The organism is Caballeronia sp. LZ016, assembly GCF_031450805.1.
Classification (GTDB): Bacteria; Pseudomonadota; Gammaproteobacteria; order Burkholderiales; family Burkholderiaceae; genus Caballeronia.
This window is the reverse complement of record NZ_JARTVY010000001.1, coordinates 1,019,382-1,040,630: the sequence shown is the minus strand read 5'-3', so window position 1 is coordinate 1,040,630 and position 21,249 is coordinate 1,019,382. Positions and strand designations below refer to the sequence as shown.

The window sequence follows — 21,249 nt, the reverse complement described above, 5'->3', positions numbered from 1 at the left end:
CGGATCATGCGTTGGAGAAACGCTGCTGTATTTGCCTCGAGTGCCATCAGTTTCGTCACTTTTTTGTTCCATGCGCGCGTCGTGGCTGCAGAGTCGGCGTTCACTGTTTCGAGCACGGATATCACGCCGGGCAAATCCGTCGGCCGGGAATTGCTTTTCAATGAGTCGGACTGCAAAGGCGGCAATCACTCCCCGCAGATCGCATGGCGCGGCGCGCCGCCGCAAACCCGCAGCTTCGCGATAACCATCTTCGACGTCGACGCTCCCGGACGCGGCTGGTGGCACTGGGCCGTCGCCGGCATTCCGGCGAACGTCACCCGTCTGCCGGCCAACGCGAGCGCGTCCGGCGCGCTGCGCAAGCTCGGCGCAGTCGAAGCGCGCAACGACTGGGACACAGAAGGCTATGGCGGCCCGTGTCCGCCGCCCGGCAAGGCGCACCGCTATGTCGTGACCGTGTACGCGCTGAGCAGCGACGAACTGCGGTTGCGCCAGGGCACGCCCGCGCTCATGTTCGAGCACGAAATCCGCACGATGGCCATCGCCAGCGCGCAGTTCACCTTCACCCTCAAGCGATAACCGAAAGGCCCGAGCGCTGAACGCCCGCGCGACTATTTCGCTTCCAGCGTGCGTTCGCGCCAGTATCGACGAATTTGTTCTTGCTAGACTGGCCGCGCGCATCGTGCCATTCGCGTTTCGATGCGCGCGCCGCTATCGGCGGACCGGCAGCCAGGAGGGGACATGTCGAACATCATCATCGTTTATCACAGCGGCTACGGTCACACGAAGAAGGTCGCAGAAGCCGTGCTGACCGGCGCAAGCGACGCCGGCGCGAACGCGAAATTGCTGGCTGTCGGCGAAATCGACGATGCCGCCTGGGCCGAACTCGACGCCGCCGACGCCATCGTCTTCGGCGCGCCGACCTACATGGGCGGGCCGTCCGCCGACTTCAAGAAGTTTGCCGACGCCAGCTCGAAACCGTGGTTCGCCCAGAAGTGGAAGGACAAGATCGCGGCCGGCTTCACCAATTCCGCGACGATGAACGGCGACAAGTTCTCGACGATCTCCTATCTGGTCACGCTCGCGATGCAGCACGGCATGATCTGGGCGGGCACCGGCATGATGCCGTCGAACACGAAGGCCGCGACGCGCAACGACCTGAACTTCGTTGGCGGTTTCACGGGACTGCTGGCGCAATCGCCCGCCGATGCATCGCCGGAAGAAGCGCCGCCCGCCGGCGATCTGGAAACGGCGAAGGCGTTCGGCGCGCGCATCGCCGCCGTCACGGCGCGCTGGTCCGGCCGGTAAGTTGCGCAACAGGACGCGGCCGCTTCGTCTTCGCTGCGCGGCGCGACATCAACCGGCCTCGGAAACGACTTAGAATGGCGTTTTTGCGGCAGGCGCGCGTGCGGTGTCGCCCGAACCAGTGAGATCGAGATGACCACGAAAGTATTTGTCGACGGACAGGAAGGCACCACCGGCCTGAAGATTTTTGAATATCTGTCGCAGCGCCGTGACATCGAAGTGTTGCGCATCGACGAAGCGAAACGGAAGGACGTCGCCGAGCGCGGCCGGCTCATCAACGCGTCGGACGTGACGTTCCTGTGCCTGCCCGATGCGGCGTCGCGCGAATCGGTTTCCCTGGTCGAGCCGGGCAACGACAGAACCTGCGTGATCGATGCCAGCACCGCCTTCCGCACCGCCGACGACTGGGCGTACGGCCTGCCCGAACTGTCGCGCGCCCAGCGCGAGCGGCTGCGCACGTCGAAGCGCATTGCGGTGCCGGGCTGCCATGCGTCGGCGTTCGTGTTGTCGGTACAGCCGCTGGTCGCGGGCGGACTGTTGCCGATCGACTTCGCCGCGCACGCGTACTCCATCACCGGCTACAGCGGCGGCGGCAAGAAGATGATCGCCGAATACAAAGCGGGCGGCGATGCGCGCCTCACGAGCCCGCGCGCCTATGCGCTCGGCCTGACGCACAAGCATCTGCCGGAGATGTCGGTGCGCACCGGCTTGCAGCGCGCGCCGATTTTCACGCCCATCGTCGGGCCGTTCCTGAAGGGTCTCGCGGTCACGACGTATTTTTCGCCCGACCAGCTCGCCCGGCCGGCCAAGCCGCAGGACGTGCGCGCGATGCTCGCCGAATACTACGCGAACGAGCCGTTCGTCCGCGTGATGCCGTTCGACGCCGAAAGCAATCTGGATAACGGCTTCTTCGACGTTCAGGCGTGCAATGACACCAATCGCGTCGATATCTTCGTGTTCGGCAACGACGAGCGCTTCGTCACGGTCGCGCGGCTGGACAATCTCGGAAAGGGCGCATCGGGCGCGGCGATCCAGTGCATGAATCTGGCCATCGGCGCGGACGAAGCCGCCGGCCTGCAGCGCTGACCACGTCGCTGTATCGGACCAGGAAGCCGACCTTGCGTCGGCTTTTTTCATGCGCAACGTGCGGACGACAGACGAAAAAAAGCCCGCCTGGGTTGGCGGGCTGAATCCATTCAGTGGAGACATGGAGGAGACAGGAACGACTATACCAAAATAAATGATGCGTCGCAACAATTCCCGCTTCATGGCTGCGTCATCGACAGGATGAACTGCAGTTGATCGGCAGAGATCGGCTTGACGAGATGAATGTCGAAACCTGCCTCCTGCGTCATCTCCCGATGCTGCGGCTGTCCCCAGCCCGTCAGCGCGACCAGCAGCATTGCCGCGCCGTTGGGCGTCTCGCGCAACGCACGCGCCGCAGCGAGGCCGTCGACGATGGGCATTCCGAGATCGAGAATCACCACTTCCGGCGCGAACTGAGCCGCCACTTTCACCGCCTGCGCGCCGTTGGCCGCCAGCGCCACGTCGTGTCCCATGCCGTTGAGCAGATGCGCGAGACCCGTCAACGCGTCGTCGTCGTCATCGGCTATCAGGATGCGTTTGCTCATGACCGCCTCACCGGGTTGCGTAGATTTCGAGCCTGAGTTTGTTCGCGCCCGCCTGCGACGCCGCGATTTCCGTACGCGATCCACGCGGCCCGATGACGAAATGCTGCCGCGCGGGCGAGTTCTGGTCGTGCGTCGCGTCGGGCAGACACGCTGCGATATCGGCGGCGACGCCTTGCAGCGCGTCGGCGCTCGAGCCGCCGTGCGGCGTCCACGTGCATCGATAGTTCATCTGCGATGCCGCGCATTGCGCGTCGTCGCCGTAAGAGAGCGCGACCGGACGGCCGTCGATCGCCGTCAGCGATGAAAACTTCGGCGATGCCGCCACGATGCGCTTCAACGCATCGCAGGGGCTTGGGGTATCGTCGGCGCGGGCGGCTGACGCGAACGGCAACGCGATCATCACGCCGCAACAAAACGCGGTGAGCGCGACGCTTCGTCTCCTTGTATGCATGGGCGTCTCCTGTCGATCGAGCGCGGCTCGCGTGTCGTGATTGCGGCGGCCTTCATCCCATGCAACGTGTCGCACAGGCCTTGCCGCGCGACAGTTGCGTTCTCGCTGTGCTGCCCGACCGCTACTATCGTCCTGGCGAGCCGTGCCCGTATGTTCGCAAGCGAATGAAGCGTTGCAATAGCAGCAAAGCCTGCTCCCGTTTATGCAGACCTTAGCGGTCCGGAGTATCAGTGCCGCAGCAGCGCCATGACCGCGCCGAAGCCGACGAACACGCCGCCCGTCAAGCGGTTGAAGGTTCGCGCGACGGCTGCGCTTCTCAGCTTCTCGCCGATGCGCGCGCCGAGTCCCGCATAGACGGCGTACCAGCCGACCACGATGACCGCGAACGTCGGCAACAGCACGGAGAACTGCGGAAGGATCGGCTGCGTGGCATCGATGAATTGCGGCAGCACCGCGGCGGCAAAGACGATCGCTTTAGGGTTGCTGCTCGCGACGAAGAATCCATTGCGAAAGAGCGTCGCGGATTTGACGACGGGCGTTTGCGCACCGCCGCTGTTATCGCGCGCCTCCACCGGGCCGGCCTTCGCGCGCCAGCTTCTGACGCCCAGCCAGACGAGATAGGCGCCGCCGGCGATACGCAGCGCATCGAAAACGCGCGGCCATGCATCGAGCAGCACGTGCAGTCCCGCCGCCGATCCGGACAGCATGATGACGAGCGCGCAGAGCGATCCGGCCATCGTCGCGACGCAGCGGCGCATGCCGTAGCGCGCGGCGTGCGTCATCATGAGCAGCAGGCTGGGACCGGGAATGGCGAATATCACGAAGGCGGAGGCGACGAACGGCCACCAGACTTGCAACTTCATTGCGGCATGGGAAGAAAAGAAAGGGAGAGGATTATGCCGCGTGCCCCTCCCGGCCCAACGCGCGTGTTGTTTATCGACCCGCGCGCCGCGCTGCGACCTGTCCGAGCACCGCGAAGTCCTTCTCACCGTCGCCGTGCGCAAGCGCATCGACGAGGTTGTCGCGAACGACGCTTGCGACAGGCAGCGGCACGTTGACGGCATCGCCGGCGGCGATGGCGAGGCGCACGTCCTTCAGCCCGAGCCGCGCCTTGAACAACGCCGGCTCGTAGCGTCGCTCCGCGATCATCTTGCCGTATCCCGCATAGACCGGCCCCGGAAACAGCGAATTCGTGATGACGTCGAGGAACGCCTGGGCTTCGATGCCGTGGCCGGTCACGAGCGCCGCCGCTTCGCCGACCGTCTCGATCGCCGATGCCAGCATGAAATTCGCCGCGAGCTTGAGCACGTTCGCGTGCTGCGGCGCCTGACCGACGCGCCACGTCTTCTGCCCGAGCGCATCGAGCACGGGCTGCACGCGATCGATATCCGCGTCCGCGCCCGCCGCGAGAATGTTGAGCTTGCCCGCCGCGGCGACATCGGGACGGCCGAGCACGGGCGCGGCGACATACGCGACGCCATGCTGCGCGTGCAGTTCCGCCAGTTCGACGGCGAGCGCCGCCGAGATCGTCGCCATGTTGACGTGCACGAGCCCCTTCGGCGCATGCTTGACGAGGCCGCCGTCGATGAGCACCGAGCGCAGCGCGTTATCGTCGGCGAGCATGGAGAAGGCCGCGTCGCCGGCGAAGGCCTGCTCGGGTGTATCGACGACGGACGCGCCCTGATCCGCGAGCGCGCGCGTCTTGTCGCGCGAGCGATTCCACACGCGCACCGAATGCCCCGCCTTCAGCGCATTGCTCGCCATCGCGCTGCCCATTTCTCCCAATCCGATGAATCCGATATCCATACTGATGCGCTCCGCTATCCGTTGTCCTGAGTCACGCCAGTAGAGCACAACGCCCCGAAGCACGCAGCGGCGGCCGATGCCATACTGCTGCATGGTCACGGCGCGCTTTCATTTTCATCACGAACTGAACGACTTCCTCGCCCGGTCGCAGCGGGGATGCACGTTCGAATGCGCCTGTCCGCCGACGTCGTCGACCAAGCACATGATCGAGGCGCTCGGCGTGCCGCATACGGAAGTGGATCTCGTCGTGCGCAACGGCCGCCCGGCCGGCTTCGAGGTGCAAATACAGCCGGGCGACCTCATCGAGGTTTATCCGCCGCACCGCGCGCCGCCCGGCATGGCGGACGGCGCGCTGCTGTTGCGTCCACCGATGAAGGCGTCGGACCTGCGCTTCATCGCCGACGCCCATCTCGGCGGTCTCGCGCAACTGCTGCGGCTCGGCGGCTTCGACACGCGGTACGACAACAACTTCGCCGACGACGAGATCGAGCGCCTCGCGCAGAACGAATCGCGCATCGTGCTCACGCGCGACCGCGAGCTGCTCAAGCGCCGCACCGTGCTGCGCGGGTGCTACGTGCGCGCGCTGCAGCCGGACGAGCAATGGCGTGAAGTCGCCGAACGGCTCGACCTCGCGCCGCATTTGCGCGCGTTTCGCTTATGCCTGATGTGTAATGCACCGCTGCGTGCCGCCGGTCCCGACGAAATCGACAATCGTGTGCCGGACGGCGTGCGCCAGCGCCACACACGCTTCGTCACGTGCGATGTGTGTCATCGCGTGTTCTGGGAAGGGTCGCACTGGAAGCGCATGCGCGCGCGCATCGACGCGCTCGCCGATGCCGCTCAGGCATGACCCGGACGCGAGCGCCGGCCACGTACAATACGGCACACTCAAAACCGCCGCATCGGAGCATCGCGTGAACAAATTTCAACTGGAACAGAACAAGGCATTCAAGCTCGCCAACGACCTGAAGCAAGGCGGCCGCGCGGCCATCGGCGGCACGGCTTCGCCGAAGACGGATCGTCGCGAGCAGCGCAAGCTGGATCAGGCGAAGGGACTCGTGCCGTTCGCGTGCAAGCTGGACGAAAAGCTCGTCAGGCAACTCAAGGAACGCGCCGACGCAAACGAAGGCGGCATGACCGAGGCGCTGGCCGAACTGCTCGTCGCAGCCGGCCTGCAACGCTGAAGCGCGGTCAGACGCTTCCCTGTTTCTCGATCACGAGAATACGCGCCGCGCCCACGGGTTCGGCGTAGTGCTCGTCGCCGGCCTGGGCGTGGAAGATATCGCCGGCATTGAGCGTGACGGTGCGCTCGCCGTCGGCGTCGCGCACGTGCATCCGCACCACGCCGTCCATGACCGCGAACACTTCCTCGCCGTCGTTTACGTGCCATTTATACGGCGCGTCCGTCCAGTGCAGACGGCACGACGTGCCGTTCATCACGCAGATATCGAGCGCGCCCCACGCGCGCTCTGCCGTGAACTTGCCGCTTTCAATTACTTTCATGGCGATGCCGCCTAACGAGTGACACTGCGCGCTTCGTCGACGTCGGCGTGGCGCGCGGCGGGAATGCACGCGACCGCGACGAGCGAAATCACGAGTCCGGCCATCACATAGAAGGTCGGCGCGAGTTGCGATTCCGTGACGCGGATCAGCCACGTCACGATGAACTGCCCGAAGCCGCCGAAGATCATCACCGCGATGTTATACGCGAGCGACAAGCCGGTCGACCGCACGTGCGCCGGGAACAGCTCCGCGAGCAGCGCGCCGAACGGGCCGTAGTACCCGGACAGCGTGATCGACAGCACGCTCTGCACGATGACGAGCCGCATCACGCTCGGCTCGGCCGCGAGCCACGCGAAAAGCGGATAGATCACGATGAGCGTGATGAGCAGCGACCACAGCGTCAGTCCCTTGCGGCCGATGCGATCTGACCACGCGCCCGCCACCGGGCACAGCACGGTCAGCAGCAGATTGCCCACGATCAACGCCGTGAACGACTGCCCGAACGGCAGCTTCAGTTGCTTGACCGCGAACGTCGGCAGGTAGGCGATCAGCACGTAGACCGTGACCGTCAGCGCGACGACGGAGCCGAGCCCGCACAGGATTTCCCGGCTGTGCCCGCGAAACACTTCGCCGAGCGTCGCGGGCTGCGCGGTCTTCCGCGCGTGCAGGAAGGCTTCCGTGTCCGTCATGTTGCGCCGGATGTACAGGCCGACCGGCCCGATCACGAGCCCGAGGATGAACGGCACGCGCCAGCCCCACGATTCGAGCGCCTGCGGCGACATTCCGCGCGACACCGCTGCGCCGACCACCGCGCCGAGCAGCAGCGCGGCGGCCTGGCTCGCCATCTGGAAGCTGCCGTAGAAGCCGCGCTTCGAGAACGGCGCGGCTTCGATCAGGAGCGCCGTCGAACTGCCGAACTCGCCGCCTGCGGAAAAGCCCTGAATGAGCCGCGCCGCCACGATGATGAGCGGTCCGCCGATCCCGATCGCCGAATAAGGCGGCGCAATGGCGAGCAGCAGGATGCCGAGCGTCATCATCCCGATGACGAGCATCAGCGCGGCCTTGCGCCCGGCGCGATCCGCATACAGCCCGAGCACGATGCCGCCGATCGGCCGCATCACGAACGCGACGCCGAAGGTCGCGGTGGTCAGGAGAATCGACGAGTAGTCGCTCTCGCTCGGGAAGAACAGCCGCGCGATCACGACGGTCATGAACCCGAAAACGGTGAAGTCGTACCACTCCAGCGCGTTGCCGATCACGGCGGCCACTACGGCGCGCGCGTTCAATGGTCTGCCTGCCATGCGTACCCCTCTGTCGTTGGATGTGCGCCGGACTCATGGGTCCGACGATGTAGTGTGCCGCGCCGCCGCCTTATCCGCGAGTCGACGAATCGAGGCATCGAAAGCGAAGCGCGAGGTTATTTTTAGCCTTGGCGAGTGTAAAGACCGCGCGTTGGGTTATCAAGCGATGAGGAAAAGCGAAAGAAGCGGCGAAACGAAAAAGCGCGCCGGGCTTTTCAGCCGGGCGCGCTTCGATGGATACGCTTTTGCCGCGTTAGGCCCTCTTGGCGTAGGCGCTGCACCAGCCCTTCGATGCGACGAGCTTGTTCGCGAACATCGGGCACGGCGCGAACGGATCGGCGGCTTTGCCCTGGTAGAACTGGCAGTTGCCGCAGTCCTGGCCCGCGGCGTACTTCGGGAACTTGGCCTTGTCGACCTTGCTCGCGTCCAGCTTGTAGCCGAGCGCCTGAGCGGTAGGATCGCTTTCTTCCACCTTCGGCGCGTCGGCGAAAGCGGCGCGTGAGCCGAGCGCGAACGTCGATGCAACGCCCACGCTGGTGATCAGAAACGTGCGACGGGATGTCTTCATGGTGACTCGCTCCATGTTGTATTGGGGGAAGCGCCGTTCTGACGACGGCGACGACCCGAGCATATCAACACACGAGCGACAGCATGACGACGAATCCTCGGAATAAGCGGTGACGGCCGCTCTGCCGAAACTACCGCGCCATGTCCGCGACGCGCTCGCCGATGGCAAGCGATGCCGTCAACCCTGGCGATTCCATGCCGAAGAGATTCACGAGCCCCGGCACGCCATGCGCCGATTTGCCCTGGATCATGAAATCGGCGGCAGCCTGGCCGGGGCCGGAGAGCTTCGGCCGGATGCCGGCATAGGCCGGCTGCAGCGCGTCGTCGGGCAGGCCGGGCCAGTACGCGCGGATCGCCGCATAGAAGGAATCGGCGCGGCGCGGATCGACATCGTAGTTCAGCGACGTCACCCATTCCACGTCGGGGCCGAACTTCGCCTGACCGCCCATATCGATCGTCAGGTGCACGCCGAGGCCCGCCTCGTTCGGCATCGGATAGATGAGCCGCTCGAACGGCGCGCGCCCGCTCACGCTGAAGTAATTGCCCTTCGCGAAGTAGAGCGGCGGCACGTGACGGTCGTCGAGGCCGCGAATGCGCCGCGCGATATCGTTCGCGTGCAGCCCGGCGCTGTTGATGAGATACGACGCCCGGAACCGCGCGGGCGCTTCCCCGCCCGTCTCGACGATAAAGCAGCCTTCGCGCGCATCGATGCCGACCACCGGCGTATGGAACACGACGCTCGCGCCGTGGTTCTCCGCATCGCCCTGAAGCGCGAGCATGAACTGATGGCTGTCGACAATGCCCGTGCGCGGCGAATACACCGCTTCGACGCATCGCAGTTGCGGTTCCATTTCCATCGCCTGTGCGCCGCTGATGCGCGCGAGCCCTTCGACGCGATTCTCGATGCCCTTCTGTTCGATGGCCGCGAGCTGCGGAATCTGGTTGCGCGCGGTCGCGACGAGCAGCTTCCCGCATTGCCGATGCGGCACGCCATGCGCGGCGCAGAATTCGTACAGCATCTCGCGTCCGCGCACGCACAGCTCGGCTTTTTGCGAACCGCGCGGATAGTAGATGCCCGCGTGAATCACTTCGCTGTTGCGCGAACTCGTGCCGACGCCGATGGCCTCGCCCGCTTCCAGCACGATGACTTCGCGCCCGCGCAAGGCCAGCGCCCGCGCAATGGCGAGCCCGACCACGCCCGCCCCGATGACCACGCATTCGATCCGATCCATGTCTCTTTCCGCGCCAACTCGATCTAACTATTCTACGTGCGCGACTATTGCGCGTCGCACAACAAAACCGCGCGGTTGACGTCGTTTTCCGGTGCAATTCGGAAAAAGTCGAGAATCGGCCCGCCAGATGTCCAAAATGGCAGGTTTTCGGCCGCTTTTCGGCAGTTTCGCCAATTTCGCCTCGTCAAAACCCCATCGACTTCCGGCGCGACTGCCGATCGAGCTGAATATCGCGCGCCTCGACGCGATGCCTCCCGTCGATACGCGCGTTGCCGAACGCGTTGAGCATCGCGCGCCGCATGCCACGCGGCGATGCCTGCGTGAGCGCATCGAGCGGGGCGTCGGCAAGCGTTTCGGGAAAGCGCGCGCCCCACGCGTGCGCTTCGCGAATCTCCGCGTAGATCGCCTGGGCGATACGCCGCGCGCCGTCGCGGTCCGGCGCGGGAATCTCGTACACGTTCATGCGGTTGAGAAGCGGCTCGGGGATCGCGCGGGCGTCGTTGGCGGTCGCGATCCACACGACGTTGCCCGCGTTGATCGGCACTTCCGCGAATTCGTCGATGAACGACTGCGCCGTGTCGTGCTCGAGCAGCGCATAGAGCGCGCCGAGCGGATCGTATTGCGCGTCGCCGGTTGCCTTGTCGATTTCATCGACGGTGATGACGGGGTTCGCGTAACTGCCGTTCACGAGCGCGTCGAACACTTTTCCCGGCTTCGCATTGCGCCATTGCGACGACGCGCCCGACAGAATCCAGCCGGCCGTGAGGGAACTCATCGCGACGTAATGGCTGGACGTGCCGAGCAGCCGCGCGAGTTGTTTCGCGAAGTGCGTCTTGCCGATGCCCGGTTCGCCGAGGAGCAGCATCGGCAACAGTTCGAGGCGGTCGTCGGTTTCGAGGCACAGCGCGATCTGCTTGCGGATGTCGTCGAGCGGTTCGTCGAAGTTCGGCAGCGAGGCCGCGAGATCGTCGATGGACGGCATGCGGTTCGGCTTCACGCAGAAGCGCAAATTGCCGACCTTGAGCATCTTTTCGTAGGTGGCGCGCAGGGCTTCGCTTGCGCCGTCGGACAGGTCGTTGAGCGCGCTTTCCACGTCGTCGAGACTGTAGACCTTGCTGAACGATGCCACCGCCAGTTCTTGTTTGACCACGGCCGTCGTCATGTCACACCCCGTCGTTTTGATTGATCGACGGATTCAGTGTATCGATGACACAACCATGCGCAAGCGAGCAGTCGGGGGCGTCTGCTGCCAATATCGGTCGTGTCAGCCGATGATGCCGTGGGCTAGTATCATCGTCGGATCGATGCGGCGGGCGGGTTCGGAACGTGCTCCCGACACGGCCGAGCAACGCCGATTCGGCGGCCGTCGCACGCCAGCGCGGGTGCGGCCGGGCCGCCATCCGATCAAGCCCGCGCGCCGGAGAAGCTTTCAATGACGAAAAGAAACCGCACCGCACTGTTGCATCGGCTCCGATCCGCGCTCGTCGTGAGCGCCTGCCTTGCCGCGAATCACGGCGTCTTGGCGCAGAACGCGCCGCAGCCGGTCGACTGGGAACTGCAAGTCGTGCGCGACGGCCAGCAGATCGACTCGTTCTCCGCGACGACGAACGTCGGTCAGGCCCGCACGGACACGCATCACAATGTCGTGCAGAACCGCGTCGGTTGCGCCGACAAGCCGGCCGGCGATATCGACCTGCAACGCACCGTCACCGTGTCGCCGACGCACGCGAGCGCCGACGACATCACGCTCGCCATCGATGCGCAGGAGATGATCGAAGAGGATGCATCGCGCACATCGGCGTCCGGCTGCAAGCTGCCGCCGACGCCGCGCCAGGTGAGCGGCTCGCATCCCGGTCTCGTGCTGAAGCCGGGAGAATGGGCGCAGTGGCAGATCATCGACAGCAATCCGTCGCTGGCGTACCGGGTGCGCGCCAGCCTCGCACCATCCGCGCCGGCCGAGTGACCGGCTGCCGGCGCGTACAAGACAACGAACGCATGCGAAACCCAGAACATCTTCCGCCAGCACCGTCCGCGAATGCCATCACGCCGGATTTCACGGCGGTGAGCTGGAATCTGCACAAGGGCCGCTCGCCGCTCGGCTTGCGCGCGTGGACCGCGATGCAGCGGTGGGTTCAGACCACCAACGCCGACGTCTATTTCCTTCAGGAAGCGATGGCGCGGCGCATGCCGCAGCCGGTGCTCGCAAGCGGCTTCGGCAAGCCGCTCTCCGCTCCGCTCGACGATGTCTGGCATTGCCAGGCCACTGAAATCGCCACCGCGCTCGAACTGCAGATCGCGCTCGGGCCGAACGTGTTCAAGCCGTCATGGCGGCACGGCAACGCCATCCTTTCACCGCATCCGCTCGATCTGTCCGGACGATGGGACATCTCCGCGCATCGCTTCGAAAAGCGCGGGCTGCTCGTGGCGCGCGCGACGTTCGCAGGTCACGCCATCACGCTGCTGTGCGCGCATCTCGCACTGACGCGTGCGGCGCGGCTGCGTCAGATGAACTGGATCGCGCACTGGATCGCGAAGGAAGCGCCCGACGGGCCGCTCGTGCTGGCGGGCGATTTCAACGACTGGCGCAACGACTCGGTGCCGCTCTTCGGCGAACTGGGCATGCACGAAGTGGCGACTATGCTCGGCGAATCGGGCCGCACGTTCCCGGCGTTCTCGCCGGCGCTCGCGCTCGACAAGATGTTCGTACGCGGACTGAGGCCGCTCGAATGGCTCGTGCCGACGCAGGACACCGCGTGGCTCTCCGATCACCTGCCCTACATGGCGAGGCTGCGGATCGAATGAGACTTGCTCGCGCGCTTACGTGCGCGCGAGCAGCGCCTGAAGATCGCCGATGGACACCGGCTTCGTGAGGTGATGATCGAAACCGGCGTTGAGCGCGTCCTTGCGGTCAGCGGCACTGCCGTAACCCGTGAGCGCGAGCAGCAGCGCGCCGCGAGTCGCATCGCGTTTGCGCATCTCGCGCGCGACGTCGAAGCCGCTCATTCCCGGCAGGCCGATGTCCAGCACCACTACGTCGGGCCGGAAATCGTCGATGGACTTCAGCGCGCACGGGCCGTCGTGCTCCGTGCGCACTTCATGACCGAGAGCTTCGAGCAGCATCGACATGGCGAATGCGGCGTCGGCGCTATCGTCGACAAGCAGGATGCGGCGGCTTTCCGCGCCGCCGTGTGCTTCGGCGGTGGTCGTCATGCGCCTCCCTTATTTTCAAGATGATCGCGCCGACTGTAGCACACGCTCCGCGCGCGCCCAAACGTGCGATAACGCAATCAAAGCGCAACGCCGCCGCGCGATGGCTCTGCTATCGTGAACCTTTTGGACGCATCGGCGCGCATCGCCATGTTCGATCTCTTCGACGACATCCCCAAGCCCGATATCGCGTGGCATCCGGACTGGATCGCCGCGGACGCCGGCTGCGACCTGATGGGCGCGCTGATCGATGAAGTGCGCTGGCAGCAGGACACCATGAACACGCCGGGCGGCCGCGTGCCGCTGCCCCGACTCACCGCATGGCAAGGCGAGCCGGATGCGGTCTATGTCTACTCGGGCATACGCAACGTGCCGCAGCCGTGGACGCCCGCCGTCGCGCAACTGCGCGATGCGGCGCAAGAAGCCGCCGGGGCGCGCTTCAACAGCGTGCTGATCAATCGCTATCGCAGCGGACAGGACAGCATGGGCTGGCACGCCGACAAGGAACGCGAACTCGGGCCGGAGCCGGTGATCGCATCCGTGAGCCTCGGCACGGCGCGGACGTTCGAATTTCGCCATGTCCGCACGCACACCACGCACACGCTCTCCCTCACTCACGGCAGTCTTCTGGTCATGCGCGGACGCACGCAGCTCGAATGGGTGCATCGCGTGCCGAAGGAGCCGGGCGCGCGCGGCGAGCGCATCAATCTCACGTTCCGATGGGTGGATGCGTCGAAGGCGCGTCGCTGATCTACGGGCGCCTTGCAACGAAGTCGATTTCCACGAGCGCATCGCGTGCGAGCGCCGTCACGCCGATGCACGTGCGCGCCGGCAGCGGCTTCGGCGCGAAGTACGAGCGATACACGGCATTCATCGCGTCGTAATCGCGCTTGAATTCGGTCAGGAAGATCCGCACGCTCACGACGTGGTCGAGCGTGAGGCCCAAACCCGTCAGCACGATGATGAGGTTGTCCATCACGCGTCGCGTCTGTGCTGCGATGCCATCGGGCAGCGGCGCGTTGTCGTCGTCGGGATGCGTCGGCATCTGGCCGGTCAGGAACACCCAGCCGTCGGCTTCGGCCGCATGCGAGAACGGGCCGACGGGCGTCGGGGCCGCGTCGACCATCGAGAACTTCGCCTGGTGAGTCATGTCGTTTTCACTCGCTTGTACGTAGTGCGGAGCACAGCACGTTAGCGCGACAAAATTCGCGCGGTGCGCGCCACTGTCGTTTGCATCGCTTCAATGCGAAGATCGACGGACTTACAGTTGCAATACCGATCCGCGCCCCTCTCCGCGCGACAAGAAAACCGACAACGGAGCCCGCGATGCTGCCCTACCCCGTCCTCATCGATGCCGTCCTGCGAATGCTTTGCGCGGTGCTCGTGGGCTGCATCATCGGTATCGACCGCGATCTGCACGGCAAGCCGACCGGCATGAAGACGCTCGGGCTGGTCTCGCTCGGCGCCTGCATCGCAACGATGTGCGCAATGGGCTTCTCCACGCGCACGCTTTACGACGACGCTGACGTGTCGCGCGTCGTGCAGGGCATCGTGACGGGGATCGGCTTTCTGGGCGCGGGCGTCATCATTCAGAATCAGACGGAGAATCGCATCCGCGGGCTCACGACGGCCGCTTCGATCTGGGTCACGGCGGCGGTCGGCATCCTGTGCGGGCTCGGCGTCTGGAGCCTCGCGATCATCGCTACCGTCATGCTGATCGTGCTGCTGATCGTGGGCCGCGTCGTCGAGAAAAGCCTGCTTCGGCGATGGATGCGCAAGCCGCCCGGCGAACGCGAAGCGGGCGGCAGCGTCGACGAGGACTGATCGCCGCGCGGCGCGGGCATCGCGTTTGCCGCTGGCCCATTCAAGCGATCGCATCCGCGCGACTGCGGGCGATTGCGTGCGACGCGTCGGCGCAGCGCGAACGAAAACGCGGCGGGCCGGGAAAGCCCGCCGCGTAGATGAAGCCGGTTCCGTTACCAGCCGTGCCGGTCGCGCCAGCGCTCCTCGCGACGCATTTCATGCCGCCAGTGGCGCTCACGGCGCTCGCGCCATTCATGTTCGCGCCAGCGCTGCTCGCGCCAGCCGTCGCCGTATCTGTAGCCATAGCCATAAGCGACCGGCGCCGGCTGCACGTACACCGGTTGCGCCGGGCCGTAATAAGCCGGCACGCCGACGCCGACCGCCACATCGACATGCGCCGAAGCCGATGCCGATACCGCAAGCGCCGCCAGTCCGGCGAGCCCGACGACCGTACCAAGAAGTTTGTTCTTCATCTCGCTTATCTCCTGCACCGCGTGCCGTGTGAGTCAGGTGCAGTCTAGAAGGCGAGGTCGGACACAGGTGCAACGGCAATGCGAGAAAGGTAACGTCGAGTAACGGCCATGTGCGTCAGCGCACGCGCTTGCCCTGCTCGTCGATGACCACTTCGCCGTCTTCCTTCGTGAACGGTCCTTTCTGCGGCGACGGAAGGATATCGATCACCTGTTCCGATGGACGGCACAGCCGCGCGCCGATCGGCGTATCGACGAACGGGCGATTGATGAGGATCGGATGGGCGAGCATCGCGTCGATGAGCTGATCGTCGGTGAGCGCGGGATCGCCGAGACCGAGTTCCGCGTACGGCGTGCCCTTTTCGCGCAGCGCGTCGCGCACGGAAAGCCCGGCGCGCGCGATCAGCGCAGTGAGCGTCTCGCGGCTCGGCGGATGCGTCAGATATTCGACGACATTCGGTTCGATACCCGCGTTGCGGATGAGCGCGAGCGTGTTGCGCGACGTGCCGCATTGGGGGTTGTGGTAGATGGTGACGGTCATCGCGCTCTCCTGAGTCCGTGATTCGTGGGTTCGTGCATGACTTGCATTCTATTGCGGGCGGCGCATGTCATCGTTGACCGTATCGTGTCATATCGCCGACCGGATCGCCGACGGTAAAGCGTATTTCCTGTTCATTGCGAAACGCGCCGCCTATAACGGAAATGCCGCAAACGCGCGCAACGCGAAGGGAAGAAGCGATGCACGAACGTCCGCGCTGCGCGCTTCCGGCGGCTCATCGGATACGTACGGATGCGCGATGAAGCAGCACCGGTCATCGGGCATCCCAATCAAGGAGTCGACGACATGAAATCGAATCTGGTCAGGGCGGCGCTTGCCGTCACGTTACTCGCCGCTGCGGGCGTCGCATCGGCGCAGCAAAGCTATTATCGGACCGCGCAAGTGCCAGGGCAGGCCACGCCGGATACATGGACCCAGCCCGGCGCGATGCAGCAGGGCGCGAACATGGAAAGCACCGGCGATGCATCGTATGGCGGCGTACCGTCGACGCGCGGCGGCGCCGGCTCGATGACGATGGGCGGCAGCGCGATGTCCAGGCCCTGCGTGCGCGGTCCGCAGTGCGATATTTTCTTCGGCAATTGATTCGGCTTCGGCACCCGAGGGCGCGCCGGACGCGCCCTTGCTTCGCCGGGAGGATGTAGCGCGGCGCACGCGCGGTCTTCGTGTTCGTTACACTCGTGACAAGTTCGGACAGGAGACGCCTCATGGCGACCAAAAAGAAAACGACCGGCACGTCGAGCATTCGCATCGGCGTGGGAGGATGGAACTTCGAGCCGTGGCGGGGCACGTTCTATCCCGAAGGACTCGCGCAGAAGCGCGAACTCGAATACGCGAGCCGCGCCCTCACGAGCATCGAAGTGAACGGCACGTTCTACGGCTCGCAAAAACCCGCGACGTTCGCCAAGTGGCACGACGAAACGCCCGACGACTTCGTGTTCTCGCTGAAGGCATCGCGCTATTCGACGCATCGGCGGGTGCTTGCGGAAGCGGGCGAATCCATCGAACGCTTCTTCGCGAGCGGCGTGCTGGAACTGAAGGACAAGCTCGGCCCGATCAACTGGCAATTCGCGCCGACCAAGCAGTTCGATGCCGAAGACTTCGAGAACTTCCTGAAGCTGCTGCCGCAAGAAGTGCAAGGGCGCGCGATTCGTCATGCCGTCGAAGCGCGGCACGCGAGTTTCGTCGATCCGGCGTTCGTCGCGCTGCTTCGGAAATACGGCGTGGCGGCGGTGGTGGCGGGCGATTCGAAGTATCCGCAAATCGCGGATGTGACCGCGCCCTTCGTCTACGCGCGCATCATGGGCACGACCGACAAGCCGGCGAACGGCTATACGAAGGCCGCGCTCGACGGCTGGGCGAAGCGCGCAAAGCAATGGGCGGCAGGCGGTGCGCCCGACGACTTGCAGACAGTAGGCAAACCGGCTGCGAAGGCATCCGCGCGTGACGTTTATCTGTACGTGATCAGCGGGCATAAGCCCGCCAATCCCGCCGCCGCGATGGCGCTCATCGAAAGATTGAAGCGCGAGTCGTAAGCAACTCGCGCTTCGGCTTCAGCGCACGAGGCAAGGCCGCTTGTTGTCGAACTTCCAGTTGGGAATCAGATACTGCATCGCGATGCCGTCGTCGCGCGCGCCGAGGCCGTGCTCGAGATAAAGCGCGTGCGCCTTCTCGATCTCGTCCATATCCAGTTCCACGCCGAGTCCCGGCGTCGCCGGCACCTTCACCTTGCCGCCGACGATCTGCAGCGGATCGCGCGTCAGGCGCTGGCCGTCCTGCCAGATCCAGTGCGTATCGATCGCGGTGATCTTGCCCGGCGCGGCTGCCGCGACATGCGTGAACATCGCGAGCGACACATCGAAGTGATTGTTCGAATGCGATCCCCACGTGAGGCCCCAGTCGTTGCACATCTGCGCGACGCGCACCGAGCCTTGCATCGTCCAGAAATGCGGATCGGCGAGCGGAATATCGACCGATTGCAACTGGATGGCGTGGCCCATCTGACGCCAGTCGGTCGCGATCATGTTCGTTGCGGTCGGCAGGCCGGTCGCGCGGCGGAATTCGGCCATCACTTCGCGGCCCGAATAGCCGTTCTCCGCACCGCACGGATCTTCCGCGTAAGCCAGGACGTCGTGCTTGTCGCGGCACAGGCGAATCGCTTCCGCAAGCGACCATGCGCCGTTCGGATCGAGCGTCACGCGCGCCTCCGGGAAGCGCTCGGCCAGCGCCGTGACCGCTTCGATCTCGGCATCGCCCGCGAGCACGCCGCCCTTGAGCTTGAAGTCGTTGAAGCCGTAACGCGCTTGCGCGGCTTCCGCGAGGCGCACGACCGCTTCCGGCGTCAGCGCGACTTGGGTGCGCAGGCGTTCCCAGTCGTCGCGGCCATCGGCGCCGGACGCATACGGCAGTTCCGTCTTGTTGCGGTCGCCGATATAGAACAGATAGCCGAGCATTTCGACTTCCTCGCGCTGCTGGCCTTCGCCGAGCAGCGCCGCGACGGGCACGCCCAGATGCTGGCCGAGCAGGTCGAGCAGCGCCGCTTCGAGCGCGGTGACGGCGTGAATCGTCGTGCGCAGGTCGAAGGTTTGCAGGCCGCGCCCGCCGGCATCGCGATCCGCGAACTGCGTGCGAACGCGGTTCAGCACCGCCTGCATGTTGCCGATGGATTGCCCGACGACGAACGCGCGCGCATCGTCGATGGTCCTGCGGATGTTCTCGCCGCCCGGCACTTCGCCGACACCGGTATTCCCCGCGCTGTCCTTGAGGATGACGATGTTGCGCGTGAAAAACGGAGCATGGGCACCGGAGAGGTTCATCAGCATGCTGTCGCGGCCCGCGACGGGCACGACGCGCAGTTCCGTGACTTTCGGAGTGGCGTTCGATTGGATAGCGTTGGTCGACATGTGAGTGTTCCCGAAGTGGATGGTCAAGCCGCGTTCAATGTGCGTTGCGGGGCGATGCGTTGCCGACGGGCGTTCCTTGCGAGCGCCGGTTGCGCGTCAAAAAGGCCGCCGCCGCCGCGATCAGCGACGCGACGCCGAGGGCGTACAACCCGCCCGACACCGAGCCCGTATGTTGTTGAAGATAGCCGAAGGTGGCCGGCGCGAAGAAACCGCCGAGATTGCCGACCGAGTTGATGAGCGCGATCACGGCCGCCGCGACGCGGGCATCGAGATAGCCTTGCGGAATCGGCCAGAACAGCGACGCCGCCGCCTTGAAGCCGATTGCCGAGAAGCAGATTGCGACGAAGGACAGCACCGGGTTGCCCGTTGTCGATGCGAACAGCCCGCACGCCGCGATGACGAGCGCCGTCGCGAGCCACGCCTGCTGGAAGCGCCACCGCGCGGAGAGCAGCGCGAAGCAGTACATCGCGACCATCGCGATCAGCCACGGTACGGCGTTGAACAAGCCGACCTGGAAATCGGTGAGGCCGCCCATCTTGCGGATGATCGTCGGCAGCCAGAACGTCGCGGCGTAAATGGTGAGCTGGATCGCGAAGTAGAGGAAACAGAAGAGCACGATCTGCGGGTCTTTCAGCAGCTTGAGCGCGGAAACATGACGGCCGCTCGTGGCTTCGCGCTCGGCCTGTTCGTTCGCGATCGCTTTCTCGAGCGCGTGACGCTCGTCGGCGGTGAGCCAGTGGGCATCGGCAATGCGCGACTTCAGCAGCGTCCAGCTCAGGCCGCACAGCAGCACGGAGAAGCCGCCTTCGATGAGGAACATCCACTGCCAGCCGTGCAGGCCGAGCCCGCGAATCGACAGGAGGCCGCCCGTGATCGGCCCCGACAGCACCGACGCGATTGCGGAGCCGCCCAGGAACACGGCGATCGCCTTGCCGCGCTCCTTCTGCGGCAGCCATTGCGTGAAATAGAAAACGACGCCGGGGAAGAAGCCCGCTTCGGCCACGCCGAGCAGAAAGCGCAGCACGTAGAACGACGTGTCGTTCCAGACGAAGGCCATCGCCGCCGCGACGATGCCCCACGTTCCCATGATTCGCGTGAGCCAAGCACGCGCGCCGTACTTCTGCATGAGCACGTTCGACGGCACTTCGAACAGCGCATAGCCGATGAAAAACAGCCCGCTGCCCAGCCCGTAGGCGGCCGCGCCGATGCCGAGATCGGCCTGCATGTGCGAGTTGACGAAACCGACGTTCACGCGATCGATGTAGTTCGCGATGAACATGATGAGGAACAAGGGCAGGACGTGGCGCTTGACCTTGGAACTGGCCGACTCGAGCAAGTCGTCGGCGCGCGTGACGGGAGCGGATCGCAAGGTTGTCTCCGGAATGTGGTAGGTTGTCTGATGACATTTTATGATCATCGGACGACTTTGCCATCACGTGTTTACCCGCTGCATCGGCTGGCGCGGGTTTTGACCGAATCACTGCAATGAGGTTAGTAGACGTCCGACAACCGGACACGACGGGCGTAAAAAAGCCGGCTTGCGCCGGCTCGAAGCTGACGGAGGGTTTGAACGCTTACTTCGCGCCCTGTCCGATTTCGTGATCGGCCAGAATCTCCAGCGCCCGGACCATGCCAGAGTGGTCCCATGCCTTGCCGCCGTGCGCGGCGCAGGCGTTGAATAGCGCCTGGCACGTCGCGGTATTCGGCAGCGATACACCGAGCGATTGCGCGGTCGAAAGCGCCAGGTTCAAGTCCTTCTGATGCAGCTCGATGCGGAAGCCCGGATTGAACGTGCGCTTCGTCATCCGTTCGCCGTGGACCTCCAGAATCCGCGAGGATGCGAATCCGCCCATCAGCGCGGTGCGGACCTTTTCGGCATCGACGCCGGCTTTCGAGGCGAGCAGGAGCGCTTCGCCGACCGCTTCGATCGTCGCGGCGACGATCACCTGGTTCGCGACCTTGCACACCTGCCCCGCGCCGACCTCGCCGATCAGCGAGATGTTCTTGCCCATCATCTCGAAGAGCGGCTTCACCTTGTCGAAGGTGGCCTGCGCGCCGCCGACCATGATCGTGAGCGACGCCGCCTTGGCTCCGACCTCGCCGCCGGAGACGGGCGCATCAAGGTAATCGGCGCCGCGCTCCCGCACTTTCGCGGCGAACTCGCGCGTGGCGATCGGCGAAATCGAGCTCATGTCGACGACGATCTGCCCGGCGCGCAGCGAATTTGCAACGCCGTTCTCGCCGAACAGCACGCGCTCGACATCGGGCGTGTCCGGCACCATCAGGAAGACGATGTCGGCTTTCTCTGCCACGGCCGCCGGGCTGTCGCATGCCGTGGCGCCCGCCTGCGTCAGTTCGGCCGGCACGCCGCTGCGCGTGAACGCGGCCAGCTCCACGCCGTTCTTGACGAGATTGGCCGCCATGGGAAGACCCATGATGCCGAGACCGATGAAGCCTGCTTTTGTCGCCATGTATTGCTCCTTGTGTTCAGGTATCGATGTCCTGGAGTTGCGAGAG

Annotated in this window: 27 protein-coding genes; 11 read left to right on the top strand and 16 right to left on the bottom strand. The window is 65.1% G+C overall.

All coding sequences use genetic code 11. The annotated features are described in order from the left end of the window. Positions 1–6 precede the first annotated feature (6 nt). From P9220_RS04955 to argC, 3 genes are all read left to right on the top strand, one after another. On the top strand, positions 7–576 hold the full coding sequence (locus tag P9220_RS04955) for a YbhB/YbcL family Raf kinase inhibitor-like protein (RefSeq protein ID WP_404980369.1): 570 nt from the start codon (positions 7–9) through the stop codon (positions 574–576). 162 nt (positions 577–738) lie between these two features. Beyond that, complete coding sequence (locus tag P9220_RS04950) at positions 739–1,305, top strand: flavodoxin family protein (RefSeq protein ID WP_309763858.1); 567 nt, start codon at positions 739–741, stop codon at positions 1,303–1,305. A gap of 129 nt (positions 1,306–1,434) precedes the next feature. Then, positions 1,435–2,388 (top strand): N-acetyl-gamma-glutamyl-phosphate reductase, encoded by a 954-nt coding sequence (argC, locus tag P9220_RS04945; protein ID WP_309763857.1) that lies wholly within the window; start codon positions 1,435–1,437, stop codon positions 2,386–2,388. 179 nt (positions 2,389–2,567) lie between these two features. On the opposite strand, the gene P9220_RS04940 is transcribed toward argC, so the two are convergent. The 4 genes from P9220_RS04940 to P9220_RS04925 form a co-directional block, all read right to left on the bottom strand. Next, a complete protein-coding gene (locus tag P9220_RS04940; protein ID WP_309763856.1) occupies positions 2,568–2,933 on the bottom strand; it encodes a response regulator in 366 nt (121 codons plus the stop codon). 7 nt (positions 2,934–2,940) lie between these two features. Next, a complete protein-coding gene (locus tag P9220_RS04935) occupies positions 2,941–3,384 on the bottom strand; it encodes a hypothetical protein (RefSeq protein WP_404980370.1) in 444 nt (147 codons plus the stop codon). 227 nt (positions 3,385–3,611) lie between these two features. After that, positions 3,612–4,247 carry a LysE family translocator gene (locus P9220_RS04930; RefSeq protein WP_309763855.1) on the bottom strand — a complete coding sequence of 212 codons (636 nt, stop codon included), beginning with the start codon at positions 4,245–4,247 and terminating at the stop codon, positions 3,612–3,614. Between the two features lie 70 nt (positions 4,248–4,317). Next, on the bottom strand, positions 4,318–5,283 hold the full coding sequence (locus P9220_RS04925) for an NAD(P)-dependent oxidoreductase (protein ID WP_309765389.1): 966 nt from the start codon (positions 5,281–5,283) through the stop codon (positions 4,318–4,320). Between P9220_RS04925 and P9220_RS04920 the strand changes: the two genes are divergently transcribed. Together P9220_RS04920 and P9220_RS04915 are read left to right on the top strand one after the other, a co-directional pair. Further along, positions 5,282–6,040: a Mut7-C RNAse domain-containing protein gene (locus P9220_RS04920; RefSeq protein ID WP_309765388.1), complete on the top strand. Its 759-nt coding sequence runs from the start codon at positions 5,282–5,284 to the stop codon at positions 6,038–6,040. The genes P9220_RS04925 and P9220_RS04920 overlap by 2 nt on opposite strands. A 64-nt stretch (positions 6,041–6,104) precedes the next feature. After that, complete coding sequence (locus P9220_RS04915) at positions 6,105–6,374, top strand: hypothetical protein (protein ID WP_309763854.1); 270 nt, start codon at positions 6,105–6,107, stop codon at positions 6,372–6,374. A gap of 7 nt (positions 6,375–6,381) precedes the next feature. On the opposite strand, the gene P9220_RS04910 is transcribed toward P9220_RS04915, so the two are convergent. The 5 genes from P9220_RS04910 to P9220_RS04890 all read right to left on the bottom strand — a co-directional run bounded on the left by P9220_RS04910 (position 6,382) and on the right by P9220_RS04890 (position 10,955). Beyond that, positions 6,382–6,693, bottom strand: a complete 312-nt coding sequence (locus P9220_RS04910; protein WP_309763853.1) for a cupin domain-containing protein — start codon at positions 6,691–6,693, stop codon at positions 6,382–6,384. Positions 6,694–6,704: 11 nt separating this feature from the next. Further along, on the bottom strand, positions 6,705–7,994 hold the full coding sequence (locus P9220_RS04905) for an MFS transporter (protein ID WP_309763852.1): 1,290 nt from the start codon (positions 7,992–7,994) through the stop codon (positions 6,705–6,707). A 253-nt stretch (positions 7,995–8,247) separates the two neighbouring features. Next, positions 8,248–8,562 (bottom strand): high-potential iron-sulfur protein, encoded by a 315-nt coding sequence (locus tag P9220_RS04900; protein ID WP_309763851.1) that lies wholly within the window; start codon positions 8,560–8,562, stop codon positions 8,248–8,250. A gap of 130 nt (positions 8,563–8,692) precedes the next feature. After that, positions 8,693–9,793, bottom strand: a complete 1,101-nt coding sequence (locus P9220_RS04895) for an NAD(P)/FAD-dependent oxidoreductase (protein WP_309763850.1) — start codon at positions 9,791–9,793, stop codon at positions 8,693–8,695. Between the two features lie 184 nt (positions 9,794–9,977). After that, positions 9,978–10,955, bottom strand: a complete 978-nt coding sequence (locus P9220_RS04890; RefSeq protein ID WP_309763849.1) for an AAA family ATPase — start codon at positions 10,953–10,955, stop codon at positions 9,978–9,980. Between the two features lie 270 nt (positions 10,956–11,225). Here P9220_RS04890 and P9220_RS04885 point away from each other — a divergent pair, with 270 nt between their 5' ends. Together P9220_RS04885 and P9220_RS04880 are read left to right on the top strand one after the other, a co-directional pair. After that, positions 11,226–11,756, top strand: coding sequence for a hypothetical protein (locus tag P9220_RS04885; protein WP_309763848.1), 531 nt, complete (start codon positions 11,226–11,228; stop codon positions 11,754–11,756). 32 nt (positions 11,757–11,788) lie between these two features. Then, complete coding sequence (locus tag P9220_RS04880; RefSeq protein WP_309763847.1) at positions 11,789–12,595, top strand: endonuclease/exonuclease/phosphatase family protein; 807 nt, start codon at positions 11,789–11,791, stop codon at positions 12,593–12,595. A gap of 15 nt (positions 12,596–12,610) precedes the next feature. On the opposite strand, the gene P9220_RS04875 is transcribed toward P9220_RS04880, so the two are convergent. Beyond that, positions 12,611–13,003 carry a response regulator gene (locus P9220_RS04875; protein ID WP_309763846.1) on the bottom strand — a complete coding sequence of 131 codons (393 nt, stop codon included), beginning with the start codon at positions 13,001–13,003 and terminating at the stop codon, positions 12,611–12,613. A gap of 147 nt (positions 13,004–13,150) precedes the next feature. Between P9220_RS04875 and P9220_RS04870 the strand changes: the two genes are divergently transcribed. Next, a complete protein-coding gene (locus P9220_RS04870; RefSeq protein ID WP_309765387.1) occupies positions 13,151–13,750 on the top strand; it encodes an alpha-ketoglutarate-dependent dioxygenase AlkB in 600 nt (199 codons plus the stop codon). Between the two features lies 1 nt (position 13,751). On the opposite strand, the gene P9220_RS04865 is transcribed toward P9220_RS04870, so the two are convergent. After that, positions 13,752–14,150, bottom strand: a complete 399-nt coding sequence (locus tag P9220_RS04865; protein WP_309763845.1) for a RidA family protein — start codon at positions 14,148–14,150, stop codon at positions 13,752–13,754. A 176-nt stretch (positions 14,151–14,326) separates the two neighbouring features. Between P9220_RS04865 and P9220_RS04860 the strand changes: the two genes are divergently transcribed. Beyond that, positions 14,327–14,824 (top strand): MgtC/SapB family protein, encoded by a 498-nt coding sequence (locus P9220_RS04860; RefSeq protein WP_309763844.1) that lies wholly within the window; start codon positions 14,327–14,329, stop codon positions 14,822–14,824. A gap of 152 nt (positions 14,825–14,976) precedes the next feature. Here the strand turns inward: P9220_RS04860 and P9220_RS04855 are convergent, their stop codons facing one another. Both P9220_RS04855 and arsC read right to left on the bottom strand, forming a co-directional pair. Beyond that, positions 14,977–15,276 (bottom strand): hypothetical protein, encoded by a 300-nt coding sequence (locus tag P9220_RS04855; RefSeq protein ID WP_309763843.1) that lies wholly within the window; start codon positions 15,274–15,276, stop codon positions 14,977–14,979. A 115-nt stretch (positions 15,277–15,391) separates the two neighbouring features. Continuing rightward, positions 15,392–15,814 (bottom strand): arsenate reductase (glutaredoxin), encoded by a 423-nt coding sequence (gene arsC / locus P9220_RS04850; RefSeq protein WP_309763842.1) that lies wholly within the window; start codon positions 15,812–15,814, stop codon positions 15,392–15,394. A 303-nt stretch (positions 15,815–16,117) separates the two neighbouring features. Between arsC and P9220_RS04845 the strand changes: the two genes are divergently transcribed. Further along, complete coding sequence (locus P9220_RS04845; protein ID WP_309763841.1) at positions 16,118–16,414, top strand: hypothetical protein; 297 nt, start codon at positions 16,118–16,120, stop codon at positions 16,412–16,414. A gap of 122 nt (positions 16,415–16,536) precedes the next feature. Further along, positions 16,537–17,364 (top strand): DUF72 domain-containing protein, encoded by an 828-nt coding sequence (locus P9220_RS04840; protein ID WP_309763840.1) that lies wholly within the window; start codon positions 16,537–16,539, stop codon positions 17,362–17,364. Between the two features lie 18 nt (positions 17,365–17,382). On the opposite strand, the gene gudD is transcribed toward P9220_RS04840, so the two are convergent. The 3 genes from gudD to P9220_RS04825 all read right to left on the bottom strand — a co-directional run bounded on the left by gudD (position 17,383) and on the right by P9220_RS04825 (position 21,203). Further along, on the bottom strand, positions 17,383–18,732 hold the full coding sequence (gudD, locus tag P9220_RS04835) for a glucarate dehydratase (protein WP_309763839.1): 1,350 nt from the start codon (positions 18,730–18,732) through the stop codon (positions 17,383–17,385). A 34-nt stretch (positions 18,733–18,766) separates the two neighbouring features. Beyond that, complete coding sequence (locus tag P9220_RS04830) at positions 18,767–20,101, bottom strand: MFS transporter (protein WP_309790206.1); 1,335 nt, start codon at positions 20,099–20,101, stop codon at positions 18,767–18,769. A gap of 205 nt (positions 20,102–20,306) precedes the next feature. Continuing rightward, complete coding sequence (locus P9220_RS04825; protein WP_309763837.1) at positions 20,307–21,203, bottom strand: 2-hydroxy-3-oxopropionate reductase; 897 nt, start codon at positions 21,201–21,203, stop codon at positions 20,307–20,309. Positions 21,204–21,249: the final 46 nt, after the last annotated feature.

Excerpts from the sequence above, each read along its gene's own strand:
- P9220_RS04955 (WP_404980369.1), top strand. The coding sequence starts at position 7 with ATGCGTTGGAGAAACGCTGCTGTATTTGCCTCGAGTGCCATCAGTTTC.
- P9220_RS04950 (WP_309763858.1), top strand. The coding sequence starts at position 739 with ATGTCGAACATCATCATCGTTTATCACAGCGGCTACGGTCACACGAAG.
- argC (WP_309763857.1), top strand. The coding sequence starts at position 1,435 with ATGACCACGAAAGTATTTGTCGACGGACAGGAAGGCACCACCGGCCTG.
- P9220_RS04940 (WP_309763856.1), bottom strand. The coding sequence starts at position 2,933 with ATGAGCAAACGCATCCTGATAGCCGATGACGACGACGACGCGTTGACG.
- P9220_RS04935 (WP_404980370.1), bottom strand. The coding sequence starts at position 3,384 with ATGCATACAAGGAGACGAAGCGTCGCGCTCACCGCGTTTTGTTGCGGC.
- P9220_RS04930 (WP_309763855.1), bottom strand. The coding sequence starts at position 4,247 with ATGAAGTTGCAAGTCTGGTGGCCGTTCGTCGCCTCCGCCTTCGTGATA.
- P9220_RS04920 (WP_309765388.1), top strand. The coding sequence starts at position 5,282 with ATGGTCACGGCGCGCTTTCATTTTCATCACGAACTGAACGACTTCCTC.
- P9220_RS04925 (WP_309765389.1), bottom strand. The coding sequence starts at position 5,283 with ATGCAGCAGTATGGCATCGGCCGCCGCTGCGTGCTTCGGGGCGTTGTG.
- P9220_RS04910 (WP_309763853.1), bottom strand. The coding sequence starts at position 6,693 with ATGAAAGTAATTGAAAGCGGCAAGTTCACGGCAGAGCGCGCGTGGGGC.
- P9220_RS04905 (WP_309763852.1), bottom strand. The coding sequence starts at position 7,994 with ATGGCAGGCAGACCATTGAACGCGCGCGCCGTAGTGGCCGCCGTGATC.
- P9220_RS04900 (WP_309763851.1), bottom strand. The coding sequence starts at position 8,562 with ATGAAGACATCCCGTCGCACGTTTCTGATCACCAGCGTGGGCGTTGCA.
- P9220_RS04895 (WP_309763850.1), bottom strand. The coding sequence starts at position 9,793 with ATGGATCGGATCGAATGCGTGGTCATCGGGGCGGGCGTGGTCGGGCTC.
- P9220_RS04890 (WP_309763849.1), bottom strand. The coding sequence starts at position 10,955 with ATGACGACGGCCGTGGTCAAACAAGAACTGGCGGTGGCATCGTTCAGC.
- P9220_RS04885 (WP_309763848.1), top strand. The coding sequence starts at position 11,226 with ATGACGAAAAGAAACCGCACCGCACTGTTGCATCGGCTCCGATCCGCG.
- P9220_RS04880 (WP_309763847.1), top strand. The coding sequence starts at position 11,789 with ATGCGAAACCCAGAACATCTTCCGCCAGCACCGTCCGCGAATGCCATC.
- P9220_RS04875 (WP_309763846.1), bottom strand. The coding sequence starts at position 13,003 with ATGACGACCACCGCCGAAGCACACGGCGGCGCGGAAAGCCGCCGCATC.
- P9220_RS04870 (WP_309765387.1), top strand. The coding sequence starts at position 13,151 with ATGTTCGATCTCTTCGACGACATCCCCAAGCCCGATATCGCGTGGCAT.
- P9220_RS04865 (WP_309763845.1), bottom strand. The coding sequence starts at position 14,150 with ATGACTCACCAGGCGAAGTTCTCGATGGTCGACGCGGCCCCGACGCCC.
- P9220_RS04860 (WP_309763844.1), top strand. The coding sequence starts at position 14,327 with ATGCTGCCCTACCCCGTCCTCATCGATGCCGTCCTGCGAATGCTTTGC.
- P9220_RS04855 (WP_309763843.1), bottom strand. The coding sequence starts at position 15,276 with ATGAAGAACAAACTTCTTGGTACGGTCGTCGGGCTCGCCGGACTGGCG.
- arsC (WP_309763842.1), bottom strand. The coding sequence starts at position 15,814 with ATGACCGTCACCATCTACCACAACCCCCAATGCGGCACGTCGCGCAAC.
- P9220_RS04845 (WP_309763841.1), top strand. The coding sequence starts at position 16,118 with ATGAAATCGAATCTGGTCAGGGCGGCGCTTGCCGTCACGTTACTCGCC.
- P9220_RS04840 (WP_309763840.1), top strand. The coding sequence starts at position 16,537 with ATGGCGACCAAAAAGAAAACGACCGGCACGTCGAGCATTCGCATCGGC.
- gudD (WP_309763839.1), bottom strand. The coding sequence starts at position 18,732 with ATGTCGACCAACGCTATCCAATCGAACGCCACTCCGAAAGTCACGGAA.
- P9220_RS04825 (WP_309763837.1), bottom strand. The coding sequence starts at position 21,203 with ATGGCGACAAAAGCAGGCTTCATCGGTCTCGGCATCATGGGTCTTCCC.